The following is a 20,844-nucleotide window of genomic DNA, read 5'->3' as shown; positions in this document are numbered from 1 at the left end:
TGTACTTGTTAAGTTGGTTAATGTAGATATTTTTACTTTAATTGTCAGTGTTAATCGAAAGGAGGAGTTCTGTGGCTCAAAATAATAATGAAAAAATCAAAGTTGATCACATCACTAAAATCTTTGGTCCTCATATTAAAAAAGCACAAGAACTTTTATCTAAGGGAGAAGATAAGGCTCAAATTCTTGAAGAAACTGGTAGTACAGTTGGAGTTGATAATGCTAACTTCTCAATTAAAAACAACGAAATTTTCGTTATCATGGGACTATCTGGTTCGGGTAAGTCAACCATGTTAAGAATGTTTAATCGCTTGATTGACCCTACTTCTGGATCCATCTACTTAGATGGAGAAGACATCATGAAGTTTGATAAGAAACAATTACTTAACCTTCGTCGTAAAAAAATGAGTATGGTATTTCAAGGTTTTGGCTTACTTCCTAACCGTACCATCCTTGAAAATGCTGCTTTTGGACTTGAAGTTCAAGACGTTGACAAAGAAGAACGTGAAAAAAAGGCCCACGAATCACTAGAGATGGTGGGTCTTCACGGATACGACGATAGTTATCCAACTGAACTATCTGGTGGAATGCAACAACGAGTTGGTTTAGCACGTGCCATCACTAATGATCCTGATATTCTTTTGATGGACGAAGCTTTCTCAGCTCTTGACCCATTGAATCGGCGGGAAATGCAGAATGAATTATTGGAACTACAACGGAAGTTGCATAAAACCATTATCTTTATCAGTCATGACCTAAATGAAGCACTAAGAGTTGGTGATCGGATCATGATGATGCACGATGGCGACGTCATTCAAGTTGATACACCAGAAGACTTACTTGATCATCCTAAAAATGATTACGTTAAGAAATTCATCGAAAACGTTGATCGTTCTAAGATTCTTACCGCATACAACGTCATGGTTAAGCCAAATACCGTTAATATCGAAAAAGACGGTCCTAAGTTAGCCCTTCGTCGGATGAAGGAAGACCAAATCTCAAGTATCTTTGTTGTTGATTCACAAGACCACTTCGTTGGAATTGTCGACGCTGATGACGTCAACGAAATGATTGATAAACACGAAAAAGATCTTCACATCGCATTAAAAACAAATGTTCCAACTACTGCTCCAAGTACACCAATCGGTGACTTGTTCAATGCCATCTCTAAATCACCAATCCCATACGCGGTGGTTGATGACGAAAAACATCTGAAGGGTATTATTTTAAGAAGTGCCGTTCTTGATGCCATGGCTACGAAGAAAGGAGGAGATAACTAATGAATAGTTTGTTATCTATCGCTAGCATTGGTGCAATTCCCATTGCCAAGTGGGTCAATGACTTTTTTGCTTGGTTAACTGGATTTGCTGGTTTCTTTAATGCAATTACGCTTTTCTTAAATACCGTTATGAACGGAATCCAATGGGTTTTTGACATTATCCCAATTTGGTTGTTTATTGTCATTATCCTACTTGGAACATGGTTCTTATTTCGCAAAACAAAGCACTGGGGCTTCATGCTCTTTGAACTTCTTGGCTTCCTTTTAATCTGGAACCAAGGATACTGGCGTGACATGACTCAAACTTTGGACTTGGTTCTGACAACTTGTCTTTTAATCGTCATCATTGGAGTTCCACTTGGAACCTGGATGGCTAAAAGTAAAATTGTGGAAACCATTGTGAGTCCAATCATGTCATTTCTTCAAACCATGCCAGCCTTTGTTTACTTGATCCCTGCCGTTGCTTTATTCGGAATCGGTCAAGTTCCTGGTGTATTTGCTTCCGTAATCTTCTCAATTCCACCAATCGTCAACATGACCAACCTTGGAATTAGACAAGTCCCAAGTGAATACCTTGAAGTATCAGAATCATTTGGTTGTACCGCATGGCAAAAACTCTTCAAAGTCCAGTTCCCACTAGCAAAACCAACCGTTATGTCGGGGATTAATCAAGGAATCATGCTTGCCCTCTCAATGGTAGTTATTGCTTCAATGATCGGGACAATGGGGCTTGGAGAAGCCGTTTACTTTGCCGTTGGTAGAAATGATGTGGGTACTGGTTTTGCAGCTGGTATCGCAATCGTTATTCTTGCCATTGTTCTTGATAAAATCAGTAAAGGCCTTGGTGGTGCCAATAAAGCTGATGCAAGAGCAAATAAATAATGAATAAAAAATTTACAAAATGGATTCTAGGAATCACTTCCGCGTTACTCTTAGCGGTAACTCTAACCGCATGTAGTGTAAATCCACCAAAGTACAATCCCAACGCTAAAGTTGGACCACAAGTTAACTACACAATAACCGGAATTGATTCCGGAGCCGGAATCATGTCATCAACCACCAAGGCGTTAAACACCTATGGACTTAAGAAGGAAAAATGGCAACTTCAGGCTAGTTCTACTGCTGCCATGCTTTCATCTCTTGATAAAGCGCTCAAGTACAAACAACCAATCGTAATTACTGGTTGGACCCCGCACTGGATGTTTCAAAAGTATCCCATCAAGTTCTTAAAAGATCCAAAGAACGCTTATGGTAAGGGTGAACACATTCAAACTATCATCCACAAGGGATTTGAAAAGAAAAATCCTGGAGCAACAAAACTTCTCAGACAATTCCACTGGAACGACGAATTAATGAGTGAAGTCATGTTTAAGATTGATAAGGGTGAAAATGCTGAAAAAGCATCAAAAGAATTCATCAATAAACACCCCGAACTAGTTAAACAGTGGCTTAACGGTGTTCCTGAGGGACACGGTCAACCCGTTAAACTGGTCCTCGTTTCCTGGGATTCTGAATTGTCATCATCCAACGTGGTTGCTCAACTGCTACGGATGAAGGGTTATAAACCAACCCTTTCAGCAATGGAAGCTCAACCAATGTGGACGGCCCTTTCAACTGGATCGGCCGATGCTTCAACTGCTGGTTGGTTGCCAACAACGATGGCACCGATGTACAAGAAGTACAAAAACAACGTTGAAATCGTTGGTACCAGTATTGACAAGGCTAAAGTTGGCTTAGCTGTTCCGAAGTACATGAAGAACGTTAACTCAATTGAAGACCTAAAAAAATAAATAATCGAAAAAAATGAGTCTCATGAACAACATTCATGGGACTTTTTTGATACCATTTAATTATGAGAAAAAATTCGAAAGGACAATGACTATGACTAACAAAGAATTTCCAATTGATAAGTCGGAACTAAAAACCGACTTCTATGACGCCATTAATGGAGCATGGATTAAACAAGCAACCATCCCGTCTGATCACTCGTCAACCGGTGGTTTCATGGATCTAGTTGATGATATCGACAAGACCTTAATGAAGGATTCAGCCGACCTATCAAGTGGAAAGTTACCTGCTAAAACCCCTGAACTCGAGGAATACAAAAAGTTCTATAACATGACTAATAATTTCAAAAAGCGTGATGAAGATGGTGTTAAGCCTTTAAAGCCAGTCCTTGACCGAATCAGTAATCTGGAAAATTACAATGATTTAAACGATCAGCTCCCCGATTGGATCCTTTCTGGACTCCCAACCCCATTTTCATTGGGACTTGATCCTGACATGAAGAATGCGAAAGTGAACGCCCTCTTTGCGAGTGGACCTTCCCTTTTTATGCCAGATAAAACTTACTACGAAAAAGATAATGAAGCGGCCAAAACCTTAATGCCAATCTTCATTAAAATGACCACCAAGTTATTTGAAATGGCTGGATATAGTGAGAACGACAGTCAAAAGATCGTTGAAAATGCGGTTGAATTTGATCGCTTAATCGCCCCAAACGTCAAGTCAGCTGAAGAAGCTGCTGACTACAGTAAAATGTACAACCCAGAAAGTACCGACGAATTAGCTCGGTCAACCAATGCCTTGAACCTAAAGGAAGCCATTAACCAATTAGTTGGTACCCTTCCTGAAAAGATCATCGTCACCGAACCCCAATTCTTTAGTAATCTTTCCGAACTTTTAACTTCATCTCACTTCCAGCTTATGAAGGACTGGATGCTTGTAAAGACACTTAATGGGTACAGTGGTGCTCTCTCAGACGAATTCCGGGTAGTTGGTGGGACCTATAGTAGATCGCTCTCAGGCAAGAAGGAAGCCACTAATAAAAAGAAGGCCGCTTACTACCTTGCATCAGGAACTTTTGATCAAGTGGTTGGTGACTACTACGGTAAAAAATACTTTGGTGAAAAAGCCAAAGCTGACGTTCATCAAATGGTTGATAGTATGATCGACGTATATAAAAACCGACTTTCAAACAACCAATGGTTAAGCGACGACACTAAGAAGATGGCAACTAAAAAGCTTTCTACCCTTGGAGTTCAAGTCGGATATCCTGATGAACTAGATCCGCTTTACAAGAAATTTCACGTTACCGAGGAAAAAGATGGTGGCACGGTTTTAAGTAACCTACTTAACTTTGAAAAAATTGCCAACCAAGACGAATTCTCAAAGTGGAACAAACCAGTGGAACGAGAACGTTGGGAAATGAGTGCCAACACCGTGAATGCTTACTATCACCCCTTTAAAAACATCATTGTCTTCCCGGCTGCCATCCTACAAGCACCATTTTACAGTTTAGATCAACCCGAAAGCGCTAATTATGGCGGAATCGGAGCGGTTATGGCTCATGAAATTTCACACGCCTTTGACAATAATGGTTCTTTATTCGACCAGTATGGTAACCTGAATAATTGGTGGACCAAGTCCGATCACGAACACTTCTCCAAGTTAGCCCAGAAAATGATTGACGAATTCAATGGCATTCCATTTGCGGGTGGTAAAGTTAACGGTAAATTGACCGTTTCAGAGAATATCGCTGATGCGGGTGGTCTTAGCTGTGCTGAAGAAGCCGCTAAAAATGGTGATAATACTGACTTATACCAGTTCTTTACCAACTGGGGTCGGATTTGGCGGATGAAAGCCACCCCAGAATACCAAAATCTATTACTATCAATTGACGTGCATGCACCTGCCCCACTTCGGGCATCTGTTCAAGTTAAGAATCTTGATGACTTTTACACAACTTTTGACGTAACCGCCAAAGATCAGATGTACTTAAAACCTGATAAACGAGTTCAAATCTGGTAGGATGTAAGTGAAAAATAGAACAGATGGGAGTGCATAATATGAAACTTACTGATTATATCGATAAACAAATTCAATTCTTAGACCAACAATTACAAGATGCTAAAGACAAGAGTGAAGTTAAGGGTCAATACCTCATTGAATCAAAGATTAACGAACTTCAAGCATTAAGCCGTGCCGTTGAAAAAGGTGTCGTTAACCAACTCTAATTAAAACAAAAGCGAGATCACATTAATTTGTGATCTCGCTTTTGTTTGATTATTCAGCGAACAGGAATCTTTCAATAATTCTTGAAGCCATCTGATTGTTTAATAACTTACTGTGTTGACCTGATCTGCCGCTTACTTTAATTTCCTGATAGTCAGAGCCCGGGACAAGCTTTCTTAATTCACGAGCAGACGAAGTAGTAACTCGTCCGTCAGATTTATTTGTCTTGCTCAATTGTCCGTAAACGTTGAGGACACTCACACCTTTCGGAAAACTCTTAGAGGCATCCTTTAATTCACTAACTTTCGGATAGCGATGGTTCATAACATCAGTTACAGGCATGATGCCCTTGTATGGTCCACCAATTGATATGAACTTGGTCAGTCGCATATGATTCGATTCTTGACCATATGCCACGGCGTTCTGATAAATCGTTAGACTCCCAGAACCAAATCCTAAAGCATTATATTGTTGATAATGGTACTTATGATTTAAATGAACGAGAATCTCATTCAGCCACTTCGCCTGAATTACCGTGGAAGCAGTATTGTCGGTAAAGTTGACCTTGATAATCGGATACTTAGCGTGTACATTTCCGTTAGGATGGTAATAAATCTTACCGTCCGGATAAACATTAATCTTCATGGCATACTCGCCGCCCTCACGACTAGAAGTAACCGTCAGGTGGTTAGCAGCCTTGGAAGTTTTATTTAGGTCTGATACAAATAAAATGGGGGTGTGTTCGCCACGCTTTACACCATCAACGTTGATCCCAAATTCAATAAAAAGAAAACCAGCCACAACAATGGCAATTCCAATCGCAAATAAAAAAATGTTTTTCTTTGCTGCTTTTTCCAAAAAATCACTCTTCCTTTGTTCATAAATTAAGAATCCCAGTGACACAAAAATCCCGCACAAAAAATCCGGAACACGCAAGCACCGGTTTCCAAATAATAATACACAATTGTGTATGAAACATAGTCTTATTAGATTTATAGCTCATCTTGTTTTCTTCCGGCAAAAAAGAAATAAAGACAGATACCAATGATACCCAACAACAATATTAACATAACCAACCAGAAGATGCTCTTTGAAACCGCTTTATTTATTGAATGAGTCGCTGAAATTGGGTTATTGACAGTAAACCCACGCGTAAAGTTCCAGACCTTAGTTCCCTTAAATTGAGGATCATTAGAAATAATTTTTAAGTGAAGCAAATAGCGTCCGTTCGGTAATTGGTTAGCGGACTTAGGAACCAGGTAATTAAACGAACTATTAGGCGCGATTACGGCATCAAAAGTTGTATGTGAGTCTAAAGCATTCATACTGTTAATCGGTGTAACGTCAGTCTTAATCTTGGTTTTTCCAAGCACCGCCGCCCTGTCATTTGATAACTTGACTTCCATCAAATTAGGATTACTAGCATTCAGCATCTTAATCCCATTCATTTTGATGTTAGCAGGTTGTTTTCCGTGTTTTAACTGAATTCCAACCGAATATGAATACAGTGAATTGACTGGTGATGACGACTGGTTGCCATTATCTTCGACAACGTAAAGGCCACCAAGAATGGTTCCCTTGAAGTCTTGAAATCGCCTGTCATTCGGAACATTTAGATTTAAAACAACGGTTTGCTTTTGTTGCGGTTGAAGTGAAACCGACTGATCGGAAGTTTTAGCAAAAGTTACCAACTTCTCAATCGGAAATTGACGGTTATTAGTTTTCTCTTTATTAGCGTAACTAATCGTAGGAGCTCCAGAAGTAGTAGCGGGATTAACTCCCAATTTAACCTTTAATGGCATGTTAGTGCTTCGGTTAATCAATTTGATTTTTAGCTGTTGTTTCATCCCAGGAGTTGCCTTAATATCGAAATAATCAGCCCTTTTTTGTTGGCCTTTCACATCTTTAATCTGAGGAAGAACTTCCAGTGGGACCTGATTTTGTGTATCGGCCTGGGTAAAAACACTTCCAAGTAAGAAGAAAAGAACAAAAGCACCGAGTGCAACCATCATCACCATTAATCTTTGAACTACTTTCATTATAACGCCACTCCAATTTCCAAGTTTAATCATTCATTACGCACAAAAGACGACAACAATTCTTAAATTATCATCGTCTTAATCATTAGTCGCCCTCAGAAGGCCCGTGAGACAAGTTCCAAGTCAGCGTTCCACTAGAGTTCTGTGAATTGCCACCAAGGCCCGCTTTATTATCCCTTAAAACTTCTTCATCTAGGTTCAATTTAATGTTATCCAAATTCCAAAATGTCTGATAGGTTGAATTATCTAAACTCACATCATTACTTGAGACAATCGGGGTTTCCTGTCCATTAAAGTTAATGAGGTCGGAAAGATTGTTTCCCGTTTTATTCCACTGCGTAAGTCCCATGCCACTTGGGGTACTTAATTCTTGGAGAAAACCATCACCAAGTGGGGACCCACCCAAAAGTAACGATGCATCATTTAACAGGTTTCCTTGATTATCATTTGCTGTAGCCGTAACCGATAAGTTCCAACCGTCATCATTTATTTCGCTACCAACAGAATTAGTAAACTGGGTAAAGATCCCCGGCTTCGAACTATTTGGATTGTAAGCTAACGAAGTTCCCTGCTCAGAAATTGGAACCGCCAAATGACCATTAATCGGTGACGCATTCCCACCGTTCATGTTAAATTGCATGCTTTGAGGAACTGCGTCGAGTCTTAACATTGCCGGATCATTATTGTCAGCAGGGTTGTTAGCTCCCGCGACTTGGTCACCCGGATCGACATTTTGTGGAAAGCCATTGTCATCCTGTGTTTGCGGTTGATATGGATTAATCACCCCTGGGCTATTAACACCGTCAACTGGTTCTGGGGTCTCCTTCGTGTAAAACCAACTGGAATCATTATATCCAGCGGCAAAAGCCGTAATGGTTTCGTTCGCAGTCAGGTAGGTTTGCTGTCCGTTCTTTTTAGGCAACGTATAATTGAAGTGCCCGTTAGAATCAGTCTTAGCGACGTACTCCCTTTTGGAAATATTATCAGGAGCTTTGGGTTGAAACATTGGATATCCAAAGGCGTAACCATCATTTGGGATACTATCGTTGTTACCAACATTGGGTTGGATATTCGGATCACCAGTTAAACTAACATACGCATCTGCATAGGGAGCACCGTTGTCATCCGTGACGGTTCCGTCAATCTGGTACGAGTACTTCGAATCCCTTGCATCATTTAATGAATGGTCAAACTGCAGGTTACCTTCGGACTGGGAAGTCCCCACCTTTAAACGAGAGTATTGATATGGATCAAACGAAGTGGGTTGAAAGGTATCATTTGGATACGACCAGCCACTAGCCGGTGATTGTTCCCAGCTCCACTGAGGCGAACCGTCATTATCAGAATTAATTAAGTTCCAAGCTGAGAATGGTTGATTAGCACCAAACTCAATTTGTCCGCTCCCGGTTGTACGACCGCGATTAACCGAAATAATTGGTTCATTAACCGGATGACTATAATTACTCATCCGCAGATCGCCATACCCCAGTTTACGTAAATCAACGTTCCCAGTTAGCGACTGAATTGCCATTCTTGAATCATTATTTTGAACATTTTTATCAATGTTTAAGGTTGGCTGTTGATCAGAACCTGGGTCAAGTCCAGCAACCTGATTAGGAGCAAAGGTAATGTCCCCGTTAGCAAATATGCCCGGACGATTAGTTGCTGGACTCCCGTAACCATGATTACTATTGACCGTTAAAGTTGAACTCCCAATGTTAATGCCAGACTGAGCACTATTATTGGACCGATTATAGGAAGTGATGGCCGTATGACCAGGCGTCATATCAATATTAACCTTGGAATAATTGCCAATACTAAAGTCATTTTGATTATTGCCACGTCCCAGATCAAATCCAGAAGTTTGACCTGAGTTACCACTATTACCACCACCAACCGAGTTTTTAGCGGTCGCATCCATATTGACATTGACATTATTACCAATCGCAATTTGTCCCAGACTAAACGGTTGACCAGTATTAGGATTAGTGGGAACATTTTGAATCCGCTGATCCCATCGCTCGTCTCCCCAGTCACCAATTTCAAAATTAGGAAGCGAAGCATTGTTATTACTGGTGGTTTTAACGTTAGTTGGATTGGAACTGTCATTACTATCGGCAATCCACAATGCACATGCTTCCATTAGTTGTTGACCACCAAAGGAAATATTAGTATTAGTTCGCCCCATCGCTGAATACCGATTAACCTGGTTCAACCGGATTTGGCCCTTTAAAACGTCTAATCCACCATAGTTAACAAACGGTTGAGAACCAGTATACGAATAATTGGTGTAAGTTTGTACATCACCATGAATTCCACCGTTGCTATCACAAAACATCCCATAATAATTACCACCATACACGTTCAAGTTGTTAACCTGAACGTCTGAAAACTGGGATGTCCCATTCGAATTGCTTCCATTATTTCCATGCCAATCAAAACTATTACCGCCTAAATCAACCGTTGGACCATTAACGTGTTGATCGTCCGGATTACTATTAGAAGTGGTAACTTGTCCGTCGACCACCAGATTGCCACTTAGACGAGAAGCAGCCTGGACCTGTCGCATTCCGGTATCAGGAGCGGCAAAATCATTTGCAATTAAAATATGATCGACGTTTGAATTCTGGATGGCCGCAACAAAACTACTCCAGTCGCCCACCGAGACAGTCGATAAATTAGCCGTTTTAATTTGCGTAGCCGACAACTTAGTGGCTGGCACGTACTTACCAGCCTTAAAATCACTTTCGTCATTCTGACTTTCTTGCATCAATTGTGTGTACTTAACGCTCTTTTGGTCCATATCATGGTTACTTGAGGTTTTTGTTTTCTGGTCGTTTACAGATGACGCCTGATCTGGATTATTACTAGTTGAACTTGTCTTTTTAAACGAACTACTTTGACTAGCAGAATGAGCATGACTAGCTGATGAACTAGCTGTTTGAGGATTACTTTCGGCCTTTACTGAAGCAGAACGATTTGAACTCGTTGTATATAAGAATAGGATCGTACAAGCCACTATAAATAATATGGTCACTCCACCGAGAATTACTCGTTGGATCCATTTATCCTTTTTCACCGTTCATTCCTCCCTGATTTAAGACTTACACCTTGTGTTTTCGATGATTAAATATTACTAGAGATGCCAAAATTGTGACAATCAGGCCTAACGCAGTTATAATTCCGATCATAATCAAGAGTGTTCGATCTGAAAATGTCCTGATGTAGTCAACCGGACTAACGATAAATTCTCTTTGTAATTTAACGTGACTAGGTGATTCATTAACTGAATTCTTACCACTGAGATTAACGGTGGCAACGTACTTGCCGGGCAATAATTGTTTATTTAGTGATTGTTTGATCGCAAATTCACTGTTGGGGGCTATCTGACCCCTTTTAATCTCGTCGGTACTCGTCATAAGTTGATTGAACGTCACGTTCTTCAACGTTGCATTAGCCTTCACGTCATCTAACATGGCCGATTTTTTATTTACTAGTCCAAAAGTAAACATTGCATGCTTGACGGCATCCTTCTTGAGATCGTTTTTGGTTTCCTCAATCTCACTACCTTGCGGTTTCCCTTTTCTAACTTCAATCGGGATGGTGTAAGAAAATTGATTATTAATCTCACCTTTAACTGCCGGCGCATCTTGTGTAAAAGTCACTGCGCCAAGAATTTCGCCATTAAAGTCGCGAAACTTATCATTATTTAAGTTGAGGGACATCTTCACGATCCGAGTTTGCCTGGGAGCTAACTGAAAATCACGATCACTTAACTCATTAAATGAGACCACTTGGCGCATGTTAACGGGTAATCCACGAAACTGACTTTGATTATTATTAAAAAATAACGCCAACTTAGATGATGTGGACGCAGAATCAACTCGGGTGCTAATCTGACAAGCGTTGGTTTTACTTAAATTAGTTATCGAGATGGCGATGGGATAATCACGTGCTTGGTTAGTTATAATCTGGTAGTATGAATTATCATGTGACACATGATAACTGTCATCAATCTTGACCTGGATTGGGGTCGTACTGCTCATACTAGCAGCCGAAGTCGTCAAAGTGGCCAAGACTACCACCATAAATAAAGCAATCAGCGTGATTAATAGTGATTTAACGAACTTTTTCATAATTAGGGTCCTAACTTTTTAGTGAACCTGAGGAGCATAATTCCAATCAATTGTGCCGTTGTATTCATTATCTTGACTAGGGACTTTATCATAGCCAGTAAAACTATTACTATTAAACGGAACTTCCAGACGGAAATCTCCTAACGTCCACGCTAATTCATACACGCCAAACGAACCAACCGGAGTCATTGACTGATCAGCGGGGCCATTATTAGTATTCGACAACATTACCGGAGCATCTGCATCAGTCGTAATGGTGGTCGTTCCAATGTTGTCTGGTGACGCTGGTTGTGAGAGATTATTGTACACAGCATCCCCAATGTCATATTGAAACAGTTGGGTATTCTTTAATTCAATGTACGCTCCGGGAAGGGCATCTCCATCACCGTTAACAAACCCGTTTCCATTCCCATCGGCTTCAAGCGTGGCCTTTAACTCCATTGGTCCGGTATCACCAAAGTCATGAACTTGGACAAACACAAAGTTATTCTGACTTCCATCTTTAGACGTGCTAGAGCCACTTGAAGTTAACGGACTATCCGCAAAATGTGGGTCACTGAGAGCCTGAAAGGTTAAATCTTTGGGGACATAATCGACGGCATCTTGATCATTATTCTCACCAGCCGCTCCATTAGCACCAATGTTGGAATTTTCACTTGGGGTAAAGGGATTGATGATTGGAACATTAAATCTTCCCTGCACGTTTAGGCCCACGTTGGTATCATTATTTTGGGAGTAATCAACTAACCCATCGGCTCTTACAACTCTGGAAAATAGGCACACTAACAAAACCATGCTGCATAGAAAAAGCCCTACATATTTAACTTTTGCTACCAAACTCGTCGCCTCTTTTATCTTAAAGAATAAAAAGTAATCTTCTTTAACAACAACTTGTTAACTAAACCAGATATCTTGCTTCATATTTTAGAATAATTATTAATTTATCACTTAATTAATTGATATTGTAACACGATCCCCATCAATCTTTAAATTTTATAAAAATAAATGTGATGTTCTTTCACAAAGACGTCGGTTAATTTATGATTAGAAATAATAGGCCCAGTAGTGATATATTAGAGGTGTGAGATTTTAACTAAACTTGGTAATTAAAAATCATTTTTATGCTTTATTTAATTTTAATTATGGAAGAAAAAACAATTTATCCAACTAATAAAAGGAGATATTCACTTGATTACTTTAAAATCGGATCGTGAAATTAAAAAAATGGCCGAGTCTGGTGCAGTGCTAGCCGGTGTCCACAATGGTTTGAAAAAAATCATTAAGCCGGGTGTCGATACTTGGGAAATTGAAGAATTCGCTGACAAGTACATTACCGACCACGGGGCTACTCCATCAGAGAAGGGCTTTGACGGATATAACTACGGGACTTGCATCTCAATCAACAATGAAGTTGCCCATGGAATCCCGCGTCGGGGCTTAAAATTAAAGGAAGGCGACATTGTCAAAGTTGACATGTGTGTCAATAAAGACGGTTTTGAAAGTGACTCCTGCTGGTCATACGCGGTTGGTGAAGTCTCACCTAAGATCAAGAAACTCATGGAAGTTACTAAAAAGGGACTTTACCTTGGCATTGACCAAGCTCAAGTTGGTAATCGAATTGGAGACATTGGTGCTGCCATTCAACACTACGTTGAAGACGAAAACCATATGGGTGATGTCCGAGAATTAATTGGACATGGCATCCAGCCTTCCATTCATGAGGATCCAGCTGTTCCAGCTTATGGGGTTGCCGGTCATGGAATGCGTCTCAGACCGGGCATGACCATTACCATTGAACCAATGGTTAACCTCGGTACTTGGAAAATCAAAGATGACTATGATAAAAAAGACGATTGGACCTATTACGTTAGCCAAGATGGTTCATACTCAGCTCAATACGAACACACCTTAGCAATCACCGAAGATGGTCCTAAAATTCTCACTTCTCAGGATCACGTTGCTGACGCTAAATACATGTTCAAAAAATAAAGGTAATGAAAATGGGTACGAAATCATTAAGAGTTTCGGACCCATTTCTTTTTGTTCTCCATTCTTTTTCACTATGCTAAGATGGATTTGTTTCAGACTAAATCAGGGATGAAAGGTGGACCAAAAATGAAAAAATCAATCAAAATTGTGGGAACCCTAATGGTATTATTAGTTTCAATGATTGCCTTTAGTTCTCTCACGAGCTCGACCACTGAAGCTGATCAGAAAGTTGACCCTAACATTGGTTTTCGTTATGAACACCCCACCGCCAAATATTATATTCGGAGAGAAACTCCCCAATCGTACCAAACTATCATTGAACAAGCTGCCAGAAACTGGAATAAAACGCACGCTTTTACCTGGATTCGTTCCAAAACCAAAGTTCCGACAACCATTGGTACTACCAATAGTAATAATGGCTTCTGGAAGGGCAATCGGTACGCTGGAGTTACTTTGAATCTTACTAAAACCGTCAACGTTAAAAATCACACTTATCAGTCAGGTGCCAAAATCACGCTCAATCCGCGGGTAATGAGCAACATGGAATACACTTACAAGCAGCAATTGCTAACAACCGAACACGAATTTGGTCATGCAATGGGACTTAAGCACAATCACGCTCAAGAAAGTATCATGTTCCCAAATGACACCTACTATAATTCACTTGATCCTAATCAGATTGGTCTTAGTGACATTCATGGTTTAAAAAACCTGTACAATGAAAAATAAAACAATTTTAAAGGGATGCTACTTTATGAAAGTAGCATCCCTTCCTTATTTCCATCCGTATGTTTTTAAATCCATATCACGCTTAGGTATCTTAGACACATAAGGGTTCCCTTTAACGTAGAAACGATACGGCTTGTCCGTCCAAGTTCCTCGGTCACTAACCCCAATTCGTCCCGATTCGACCACTTCTTTTGGGACTTTCACATGATCAATGTCTAAGTCAAGGGCGGTGTTACCAAGCTCAATCAAGTTCATATCCTTGTCATAAATCCCCAAGGCATCCATTAATTTTCCCGGGCCATTAGTCAATTCAAAACCATTTTTCTTACGATTTTGTTTCATCAAGTCAATCCCTTGATAAGGTTCGATTCCACGAATCAAAATTCCCTCTGGTACGTCCTTAGCCTGAGCAGCAACGTCCAAACAAAGTCGACCATGAATGGAGTAGATATAAATCGTGCCAGGAACACCATACAAGGCTTCGTTCGATGGGGTCCTTTTCCCCTGATAGGCATGCGCTGCTGAATCTCTTTGTCCCAGGTAGGCTTCCGCTTCGGTAACGTATCCGCTCATCAACCCCTTTGGAGAATGATAAACCAGTAACGTTCCAAGCATCTTTTTAGTAATCTCATCGGTGGTACCTTCATTAAAAAAATCTCTTAACTTATCTGACAAAACCCTTACCTACCCTACCTATTATTAAAAACTTTAGACTAACGAATGATAATCGTTGAAATTTTAGACTGCTTAACCAGTTTAACACTAATACTACGATTACCGTGTTCACCGGTCGCATCAGCTCCACAAATTAAGAGATCTGCCTTAAACTTGGGAGCAATAGCATCCAAGATTTCATCGTCAATGTTCCCACCAACTGAAATAATGGGAGTTACGTCTTCCACGCCAGCGTCACTTGCTCGATCGGTGTAATTACCAACCACTTCTCGTAAGTGATCCCGTTTTGCTTCGATTTTACTTGGTGTTAAAGAATCATAAATATTAATATCATTATTTTCTAACACCGAGCAAATTCCAAGTGCCGCATGAAACTTAATGGCAATAGTAACTGCGTAACGAAAAGCCCGTTGCGTTGACTTACTATCGTCGGGATCAACTGTCAATAAAATTCTTTCAAATGTCAATGGTTTAAATTTTTCCATTGTCTCCATCCCCTTTCAATAACATCATATCATTAATTTTATGATTTTTAATAAAAAAATAATCAGTAGCAACCCACTGATTATTATTAACTCATTATTCTTTATTAGGATCAGGTAGCGACGCTTCACCAGCACCATTTTGAGCGTCTTCAATACTTTTTACCATTTTTTTAGCATGAATACGACGCATCTTTTCCTTTTTTTGTTTAATTCTTAAATTGTCCATTGCTTTATTTTTAAGCACGATTCCTTCATCATTTTTAACCATGTGGTAAATCGATATCAATATCATGATACATACGAACATTAATGGAAATCCAGCAATCGCACAGAAGGTCTGGATGGTACTAAATCCTCCGACAACTACTAGTCCAAACGAGAATAAGACAAAGACAACAACCCATGTCATTCGGTTAAACTGGGTTGGTTCCTGTCCCTCCTTTAACCCTAAACTTGTAAATGAGGAAACAATGAAAGCTGAGGACGAGATGGTCGTCGCCAGAAAGATAAAACACGAAATACAGTAAACGACAAAAACAATTACCTTAAAGGGCAAACTGGATAATACAGCAGTAATGACAGCAGCCTGACCCTGCGTATTCAAAATATGAACCAAGTTAATCTGGCCGGTCCTTTGTAACCATAACGAATAGCCACCAAGAATTGCATAAAAACTTAAACATCCTACTGAACCGTAACCAAGCATTCCAATCAAAGTGGAACGAATGGTTCGTCCTTTAGAAATACGAGCAATAAAGAGTCCCATGACCGGCATGTATGACAGCCACCAGCCCCAGTAGAAAATCGTTTCCAGTTTGGCAACGTCCGCAGTTCCATTGGGAATGGTATTAGTCGACATGGAAACAAACTTATCAGCCAAGAGTCCCAAACTGTTGGTCTCTGAACTTAAGATATAAATAGTTGGACCAACTAACAGGACAAAGGCTAAGAAAATAATGGCTGTCCAAATATGGGCATCACTCAAACGATCAATTCCACCATTTAATCCCTTATAAACGGTCCAGGCAAAGATCACAAATAGCACCGCAAAGAGCGCAGTTTTAAGTTCCAAATTATCTGGAATCCCTAATAAACGACTTAAAACATTAGAAATAATGGGAATTTCCATTCCAACCGATGATCCAACACCACCCATAATTCCAAAGACAACCAGAAAATCAACTAGCTGTCTGGTGTAATACTTCCACCTAGCCTCACCTTGAATAAAATCAATGGCAGAACTAAGGCGTTGTACCTTGCCGTGTTTAACAAATAGAATATAAGCAATGGCAATCGTAGCCGGGGCAAACATCATCCATGCCATTGGTCCCCAGTTAAACTGACCAAACATGTGCGCATAATTATAAGCACTCTGTGAAAATGGTTTAGCCCCAAAGGGAGGATGCTGCAAGTATCGAAGCGGATCCACCATACTCAACATTAAAATGCTGGCATCAATTGCGGTCGCAAAGACCATGCTGCCCCATTGCAAATCACTATACTCTGGTTTGGAGTGGGGCTCTCCCAAGCGGATAGCACCATACTTTGAAAAGATTAACCACATAAAAAATAAGAAGTTAATTATGTAAACCACCATATAGGCCCATCCCATTTGATTAGTGATCCAATTTAAGGCTACCGCTAGTACTCCTTGCAACTTGGAACCACCAATAATCAGAATGATTGAACCAATTCCAAAAATTAATAAGGTTGGAATAAAGACGAATTTATCAATATTAAATTTTTTAAAAATAAAGAAATCCCTCCAAACGCTTTTTTCACAACAAAAAACGCTATGTATGGTGCTCATAGAGCCACTTGCATAGCGTTGTAAAGGTCACACAAATGATAATTACTTATCTTTCACTATCATTATACACAACTAAGATAATAAGTAAAATTCACTAATTATTGTCAATCTTTTTTAATACTTGAGCTGGATTTCCGACTAAAACTACATCGTCTCCAAACGATTTGGTAACAACAGCTCCAGCACCAACCACCACATTGTTTCCAAGGGTCACGCCGGGAACAATGGTGACATGACCACCAAACCAGGCATTATCACCAATTGTAATTGGGGCCGCCATTTCAACATCTGCAACCCGTTCCTTAGCATTCAAAGGATGGACGTTTGTATAAAGTCCACAATTAGGACCTATGTAACAATTTTTACCAAATGTGATTGGAGCCGTATCAAGCAGCGTTAATCCGTAGTTAGCGTAAAAGTTGTCCCCGATGTAAATATTAAAGCCATAATCAAACTCCATCCCAGTCTCAACAAAGAATCTTGGTCCGCTCTTTTTTAACAATGATTGAATCAGTTGGTTCCGCCTCTCATTATTAGGGGTATTATTAGCCTCCTGCAACTGCTTTCGACAAAGGATCCTTCGACTAATCAGTTCTTTATCAAATTGATTATAAGATTCTCCCTTAGTCATTTTTTCTCTTTCACTCGTCATTGAATCACTCCTTTTAGGTCTTAACCTTATTATTAGGAAAATTTACATTTTGTCCATAGTCTGATTCAATTTCTCGTCCACGAAGACGTTCCCTTTATTTGTGGCGTGACCCTTCGTCCAACCAAATTGGATGTTAGGAAACTGATTCAATAAATCATCCAATTGTTGCCAGAGTTCCTTATTTTTAAGTTCTCCGCCACTACGTTTCCATCCACGCTTTTTCCACCCGTAAATCCAGTGTTTAGTAATGGCGTTTAAAACGTATCTTGAATCGCTGACAACCCCAACACTCTGGTCGTTAAGCTGATGATCAAACAACCATTTCAAAGCTTTCACGAGTGCCATGATCTCCATTCTATTATTAGTCACCCCATACTCACCGCCTGAATCAACGTGCTGACCGGTCGGAGCGTCAATTAGGTATGCCCACGCCGCCTTATCGTTTGATTTGACGTGACCACCAGCAACATTACCGTGATTTCTGGAACCACCATCGGTAAATACAATGATGGTTGGGCGTTTACCTACTTTACTTTCCACCGGATGGTTTTCAAATTGAACCCCATATAAGTACGCACCAGCTTCTCTTTTAGTTGCAAAACTTTTATACTCAGCTCCCGAAAATCCATCAACTTGCTTTTTAGTGAGTTCCCACGTTGGATAAATTCCAGGGTGTCTCCCCTGCTTTACCGCGTAATACTTCTTATTCTTTGCCATTTTAGCTCCATTTGAATTAAAATCTTAATTAATTATTACATTTAATCATATCGTTTTGCATTTTGTAATATTTATGCGAAAATAACATACAGGAGGGGATTCATACAATGGCTGACATAGCTGCAAAATTAATTACAGTTGATCAAGCGTTAGCAATGCTCAAGGACCGTCATGCTCAAAAAAATGAACGTTTTCCCAAGTTAATGACTCCCGGTAAGTACATTCTACCAGATTACTTCTTAACTAGAAAAAGGGAAGCGTTTAAGATTAGAAAGCATACTTTCTTAAAGCGGCGCTCCCGCTCATATGTTGCTTTCGATTCAGAGAATGGTCAGACGCTTTGGTTGCACAATTTCCCTAGTCTATCAGAAGCATTATTCTGGTTAGATACCGGCCTTAAACCAGCCGATTCTGATTCAGGATCTTCATTCAAAGAATGGAAACAAGAGCATGCAAAAGAAATTGAAGGCATGAAAGACCAGCTTAGACAAATGCCAAAACCTAAAAAAAGTAAACCAAAAAAAGCTAAAAAGGGTAAAAAGCATTAATATCAAGAGTCCCGAGTTGAATTTGGGTTTTGATTAACTAATTTCACAAAAAAGCACCGCTCAATCAAATGAGGGGTGCTTTTTTGTAGCTGCTGTGGCTGGGCTCGAACCAGCGACATCTTCATTAACAGTGAAGCGTTTCTACCAACTGAACTACACAGCAATAATGAATTACTTAATTTGTTGTTCACAAGTATACACAGTTATTAATTAGCTGTCTACTGTTTTATCAAATTATTTTAAATAAAAAAAGTTCTGCGCTAAAGAAACGCAGAACTCAAGTTTAATCTATTTTCGCAGCTGCTCGTTTGGGTAAATGATAACCTTTAAAGAGTTCGATTTATCCGTTCTTGATTTTTCAAGAGCCGCTTTCGTTTCATCTAGTGGATAAAAGTTAGTTAATAGATTATCAACCTTATCAGTGTTTTTAGCTAAAATCTTTAATCCAGTCTTGTAGTTGTTACAGTATCTAAAGATCCCCATAATGGTGGTTTCATGGTCAGTCATGAACGGAACATCCAGTGGCGTTTGGTCGGTTGTTGGGACACCAATGTAGGCGACTTTACCACCCCGCTTCAGTGCGTGGAGTGAAGTTTGTTCACCTGGAACTGATCCTGAAGCGTCAATGGCGTAATCAACGCCCTTGCCATTCGTGATGGTCTTAACTTCGTCTAAAACATCTGCATTTTTAATGTTAATTGCATGAGTAGCTCCCAGCTTCTTGGCGGTATCAAGTCGGAGTTGCTCGGTATCACTGACAATGATGGTGTCAGCACCATGGGCCTTTGCGGCTAAGATCGCAAGCAATCCAACGGGACCCATGCCAGAAATGAGAATTGTTGAACCAACGTCAACTCCCAATTTTTGAGTGGCATGAACGCCAACTGATAGTGGCTCATTTAGAGTCGCCTCTTCATAAGAAACGTTTTCAGGAATGTGATAAACAAAGTCTTGTGGATAAACGATGAATTGAGTTAAATCACCATCAACTGGCGGGGTCGCCATGAATTTCATGTTAGGACAGAGGTTATAATGACCCGTTCGACAAGCCTCACAATGACCACAGGGAACGCCCGGTTCCATTGCGACTCGATCACCACGTTTAAAGTCGGTTACTTGATCACCCACTGCTACAATCACACCAGAACTTTCATGTCCTAAGATTAAGGGTTTTTTAACCACAAAATCACCAATGTGTCCCTGGTCATAGTAGTGAACATCTGAACCACAGATTCCAACTGCCACAACTTTAATCAAAACATCAGTTGGACCCATTTTCTTTAACTTAGTGTCCTTCATATCAATATCAAACATTTTTTCTAAGACCGCACTTTTAGTGGTCTTAGGCATATTATTTTTGTCATAGTCGGGAATTTTTACATCAGTCATGATTTTCAGTCTCCTTTATTAAGAACTCATTTACAAAAATCATTTTAGGTTAGAAACCTACAACTCCCATTTTTATCATCCCATTCCCATAATTTTCACCATCATTATCACACCTTGCTCAATGGTTATCAATAAAAAAGCACAAAAAAATAGACCACTAATTATCAAAATAAATCAATAATCAGACGTCTAGTAAAAGTTAATTAGTTCAATTATTTAGCAGGTTTTTGCTTCAAAAACTTTTGTAAGTCTGCTACTTCTTTTTGTTTTGCTTTACGTTTTTTAGTGTCGATCGGACGACGACCTTGGACACCATTTGGATGACAAATTCTCATGATGAAAAACTCCTTCCAATTAAGTCTAATTCCTTAAATACATCAGC

At 39.8% G+C, this 20,844-nt stretch carries 20 protein-coding genes and 1 tRNA gene; 8 read left to right on the top strand and 13 right to left on the bottom strand.

What is annotated here, in order from left to right:
* The first annotated feature begins 71 nt into the window (after positions 1-71).
* From AC6UDE_RS02080 to AC6UDE_RS02060, 5 genes are all read left to right on the top strand, one after another.
* Positions 72-1,280 carry a quaternary amine ABC transporter ATP-binding protein gene (locus AC6UDE_RS02080; RefSeq protein WP_500696488.1) on the top strand — a complete coding sequence of 403 codons (1,209 nt, stop codon included), beginning with the start codon at positions 72-74 and terminating at the stop codon, positions 1,278-1,280.
* Positions 1,280-2,161: an ABC transporter permease gene (locus AC6UDE_RS02075; protein ID WP_500693468.1), complete on the top strand. Its 882-nt coding sequence runs from the start codon at positions 1,280-1,282 to the stop codon at positions 2,159-2,161. The genes AC6UDE_RS02080 and AC6UDE_RS02075 overlap by 1 nt, the downstream gene beginning before the upstream one ends.
* Entirely contained in the window at positions 2,161-3,069 is a 909-nt protein-coding gene (locus tag AC6UDE_RS02070) for a glycine betaine ABC transporter substrate-binding protein (protein ID WP_500693467.1), read from the top strand. Before AC6UDE_RS02075 ends, AC6UDE_RS02070 begins: the two co-directional genes overlap by 1 nt.
* Positions 3,070-3,160: 91 nt before the next feature.
* A complete protein-coding gene (locus AC6UDE_RS02065) occupies positions 3,161-5,089 on the top strand; it encodes a M13 family metallopeptidase (protein WP_500696487.1) in 1,929 nt (642 codons plus the stop codon).
* Between the two features lie 38 nt (positions 5,090-5,127).
* Positions 5,128-5,295, top strand: a complete 168-nt coding sequence (locus AC6UDE_RS02060; RefSeq protein WP_010022596.1) for a hypothetical protein — start codon at positions 5,128-5,130, stop codon at positions 5,293-5,295.
* 49 nt (positions 5,296-5,344) lie between these two features.
* On the opposite strand, the gene AC6UDE_RS02055 is transcribed toward AC6UDE_RS02060, so the two are convergent.
* The 5 genes from AC6UDE_RS02055 to AC6UDE_RS02035 all read right to left on the bottom strand — a co-directional run bounded on the left by AC6UDE_RS02055 (position 5,345) and on the right by AC6UDE_RS02035 (position 12,305).
* The gene (locus tag AC6UDE_RS02055) at positions 5,345-6,151 is read right to left on the bottom strand and encodes an alpha/beta hydrolase (RefSeq protein ID WP_500693465.1); all 807 of its coding nucleotides are present in this window, start codon (positions 6,149-6,151) and stop codon (positions 5,345-5,347) included.
* Between the two features lie 134 nt (positions 6,152-6,285).
* Complete coding sequence (locus AC6UDE_RS02050) at positions 6,286-7,332, bottom strand: WxL protein host-binding domain-containing protein (protein WP_500696486.1); 1,047 nt, start codon at positions 7,330-7,332, stop codon at positions 6,286-6,288.
* An 85-nt stretch (positions 7,333-7,417) separates the two neighbouring features.
* Positions 7,418-10,411 (bottom strand): pectate lyase-like adhesive domain-containing protein, encoded by a 2,994-nt coding sequence (locus AC6UDE_RS02045; protein WP_500696485.1) that lies wholly within the window; start codon positions 10,409-10,411, stop codon positions 7,418-7,420.
* 25 nt (positions 10,412-10,436) lie between these two features.
* Positions 10,437-11,468, bottom strand: coding sequence for a WxL protein host-binding domain-containing protein (locus AC6UDE_RS02040; protein WP_500696484.1), 1,032 nt, complete (start codon positions 11,466-11,468; stop codon positions 10,437-10,439).
* A gap of 18 nt (positions 11,469-11,486) precedes the next feature.
* Positions 11,487-12,305 (bottom strand): hypothetical protein, encoded by an 819-nt coding sequence (locus AC6UDE_RS02035; RefSeq protein ID WP_500693461.1) that lies wholly within the window; start codon positions 12,303-12,305, stop codon positions 11,487-11,489.
* 351 nt (positions 12,306-12,656) lie between these two features.
* Here AC6UDE_RS02035 and map point away from each other — a divergent pair, with 351 nt between their 5' ends.
* Both map and AC6UDE_RS02025 read left to right on the top strand, forming a co-directional pair.
* On the top strand, positions 12,657-13,457 hold the full coding sequence (map, locus tag AC6UDE_RS02030; protein ID WP_500695297.1) for a type I methionyl aminopeptidase: 801 nt from the start codon (positions 12,657-12,659) through the stop codon (positions 13,455-13,457).
* A gap of 126 nt (positions 13,458-13,583) precedes the next feature.
* On the top strand, positions 13,584-14,186 hold the full coding sequence (locus AC6UDE_RS02025) for a matrixin family metalloprotease (RefSeq protein ID WP_500696483.1): 603 nt from the start codon (positions 13,584-13,586) through the stop codon (positions 14,184-14,186).
* 45 nt (positions 14,187-14,231) lie between these two features.
* Here AC6UDE_RS02025 and AC6UDE_RS02020 read toward each other — a convergent pair whose 3' ends face one another.
* From AC6UDE_RS02020 to AC6UDE_RS02000, 5 genes are all read right to left on the bottom strand, one after another.
* A complete protein-coding gene (locus tag AC6UDE_RS02020) occupies positions 14,232-14,861 on the bottom strand; it encodes a DNA-3-methyladenine glycosylase (protein WP_500693458.1) in 630 nt (209 codons plus the stop codon).
* A 38-nt stretch (positions 14,862-14,899) separates the two neighbouring features.
* Positions 14,900-15,346 (bottom strand): universal stress protein, encoded by a 447-nt coding sequence (locus AC6UDE_RS02015; RefSeq protein ID WP_500693457.1) that lies wholly within the window; start codon positions 15,344-15,346, stop codon positions 14,900-14,902.
* 94 nt (positions 15,347-15,440) lie between these two features.
* On the bottom strand, positions 15,441-17,156 hold the full coding sequence (locus AC6UDE_RS02010) for a BCCT family transporter (RefSeq protein ID WP_500693456.1): 1,716 nt from the start codon (positions 17,154-17,156) through the stop codon (positions 15,441-15,443).
* A 94-nt stretch (positions 17,157-17,250) separates the two neighbouring features.
* Positions 17,251-17,808: a sugar O-acetyltransferase gene (locus AC6UDE_RS02005; protein WP_500696482.1), complete on the bottom strand. Its 558-nt coding sequence runs from the start codon at positions 17,806-17,808 to the stop codon at positions 17,251-17,253.
* Positions 17,809-17,850: 42 nt separating this feature from the next.
* Complete coding sequence (locus AC6UDE_RS02000) at positions 17,851-18,525, bottom strand: ribonuclease H family protein (protein ID WP_500696481.1); 675 nt, start codon at positions 18,523-18,525, stop codon at positions 17,851-17,853.
* Between the two features lie 107 nt (positions 18,526-18,632).
* On the opposite strand from AC6UDE_RS02000, the gene AC6UDE_RS01995 reads away from it, so the two are divergent.
* Positions 18,633-19,073 carry a hypothetical protein gene (locus AC6UDE_RS01995; protein ID WP_500693453.1) on the top strand — a complete coding sequence of 147 codons (441 nt, stop codon included), beginning with the start codon at positions 18,633-18,635 and terminating at the stop codon, positions 19,071-19,073.
* A gap of 89 nt (positions 19,074-19,162) precedes the next feature.
* Here the strand turns inward: AC6UDE_RS01995 and AC6UDE_RS01990 are convergent.
* From AC6UDE_RS01990 to AC6UDE_RS01980, 3 genes are all read right to left on the bottom strand, one after another.
* Positions 19,163-19,236, bottom strand: a tRNA-Asn gene (locus AC6UDE_RS01990).
* A 125-nt stretch (positions 19,237-19,361) separates the two neighbouring features.
* Entirely contained in the window at positions 19,362-20,462 is a 1,101-nt protein-coding gene (locus AC6UDE_RS01985; protein WP_500696480.1) for an NAD(P)-dependent alcohol dehydrogenase, read from the bottom strand.
* A 212-nt stretch (positions 20,463-20,674) separates the two neighbouring features.
* Positions 20,675-20,797, bottom strand: a complete 123-nt coding sequence (locus AC6UDE_RS01980; protein ID WP_010022570.1) for a hypothetical protein — start codon at positions 20,795-20,797, stop codon at positions 20,675-20,677.
* Positions 20,798-20,844: the final 47 nt, after the last annotated feature.

The organism is Fructilactobacillus sp. X2R5C3, from assembly GCF_059901325.1.
This window is presented reverse-complemented; position numbering and strand designations above follow the sequence as displayed.

What these genes read in the sequence shown, in the direction of transcription:
- AC6UDE_RS02075 (WP_500693468.1), top strand. Translation starts at nt 1,280, where the DNA reads ATGAATAGTTTGTTATCTATCGCTAGCATTGGTGCAATTCCCATTGCC.
- AC6UDE_RS02070 (WP_500693467.1), top strand. Translation starts at nt 2,161, where the DNA reads ATGAATAAAAAATTTACAAAATGGATTCTAGGAATCACTTCCGCGTTA.
- AC6UDE_RS02065 (WP_500696487.1), top strand. Translation starts at nt 3,161, where the DNA reads ATGACTAACAAAGAATTTCCAATTGATAAGTCGGAACTAAAAACCGAC.
- AC6UDE_RS02060 (WP_010022596.1), top strand. Translation starts at nt 5,128, where the DNA reads ATGAAACTTACTGATTATATCGATAAACAAATTCAATTCTTAGACCAA.
- AC6UDE_RS02050 (WP_500696486.1), bottom strand. Translation starts at nt 7,332, where the DNA reads ATGAAAGTAGTTCAAAGATTAATGGTGATGATGGTTGCACTCGGTGCT.
- AC6UDE_RS02040 (WP_500696484.1), bottom strand. Translation starts at nt 11,468, where the DNA reads ATGAAAAAGTTCGTTAAATCACTATTAATCACGCTGATTGCTTTATTT.
- AC6UDE_RS02025 (WP_500696483.1), top strand. Translation starts at nt 13,584, where the DNA reads ATGAAAAAATCAATCAAAATTGTGGGAACCCTAATGGTATTATTAGTT.
- AC6UDE_RS02015 (WP_500693457.1), bottom strand. Translation starts at nt 15,346, where the DNA reads ATGGAAAAATTTAAACCATTGACATTTGAAAGAATTTTATTGACAGTT.
- AC6UDE_RS02010 (WP_500693456.1), bottom strand. Translation starts at nt 17,156, where the DNA reads ATGAGCACCATACATAGCGTTTTTTGTTGTGAAAAAAGCGTTTGGAGG.
- AC6UDE_RS02005 (WP_500696482.1), bottom strand. Translation starts at nt 17,808, where the DNA reads ATGACGAGTGAAAGAGAAAAAATGACTAAGGGAGAATCTTATAATCAA.
- AC6UDE_RS02000 (WP_500696481.1), bottom strand. Translation starts at nt 18,525, where the DNA reads ATGGCAAAGAATAAGAAGTATTACGCGGTAAAGCAGGGGAGACACCCT.
- AC6UDE_RS01995 (WP_500693453.1), top strand. Translation starts at nt 18,633, where the DNA reads ATGGCTGACATAGCTGCAAAATTAATTACAGTTGATCAAGCGTTAGCA.
- AC6UDE_RS01985 (WP_500696480.1), bottom strand. Translation starts at nt 20,462, where the DNA reads ATGACTGATGTAAAAATTCCCGACTATGACAAAAATAATATGCCTAAG.
- AC6UDE_RS01980 (WP_010022570.1), bottom strand. Translation starts at nt 20,797, where the DNA reads ATGAGAATTTGTCATCCAAATGGTGTCCAAGGTCGTCGTCCGATCGAC.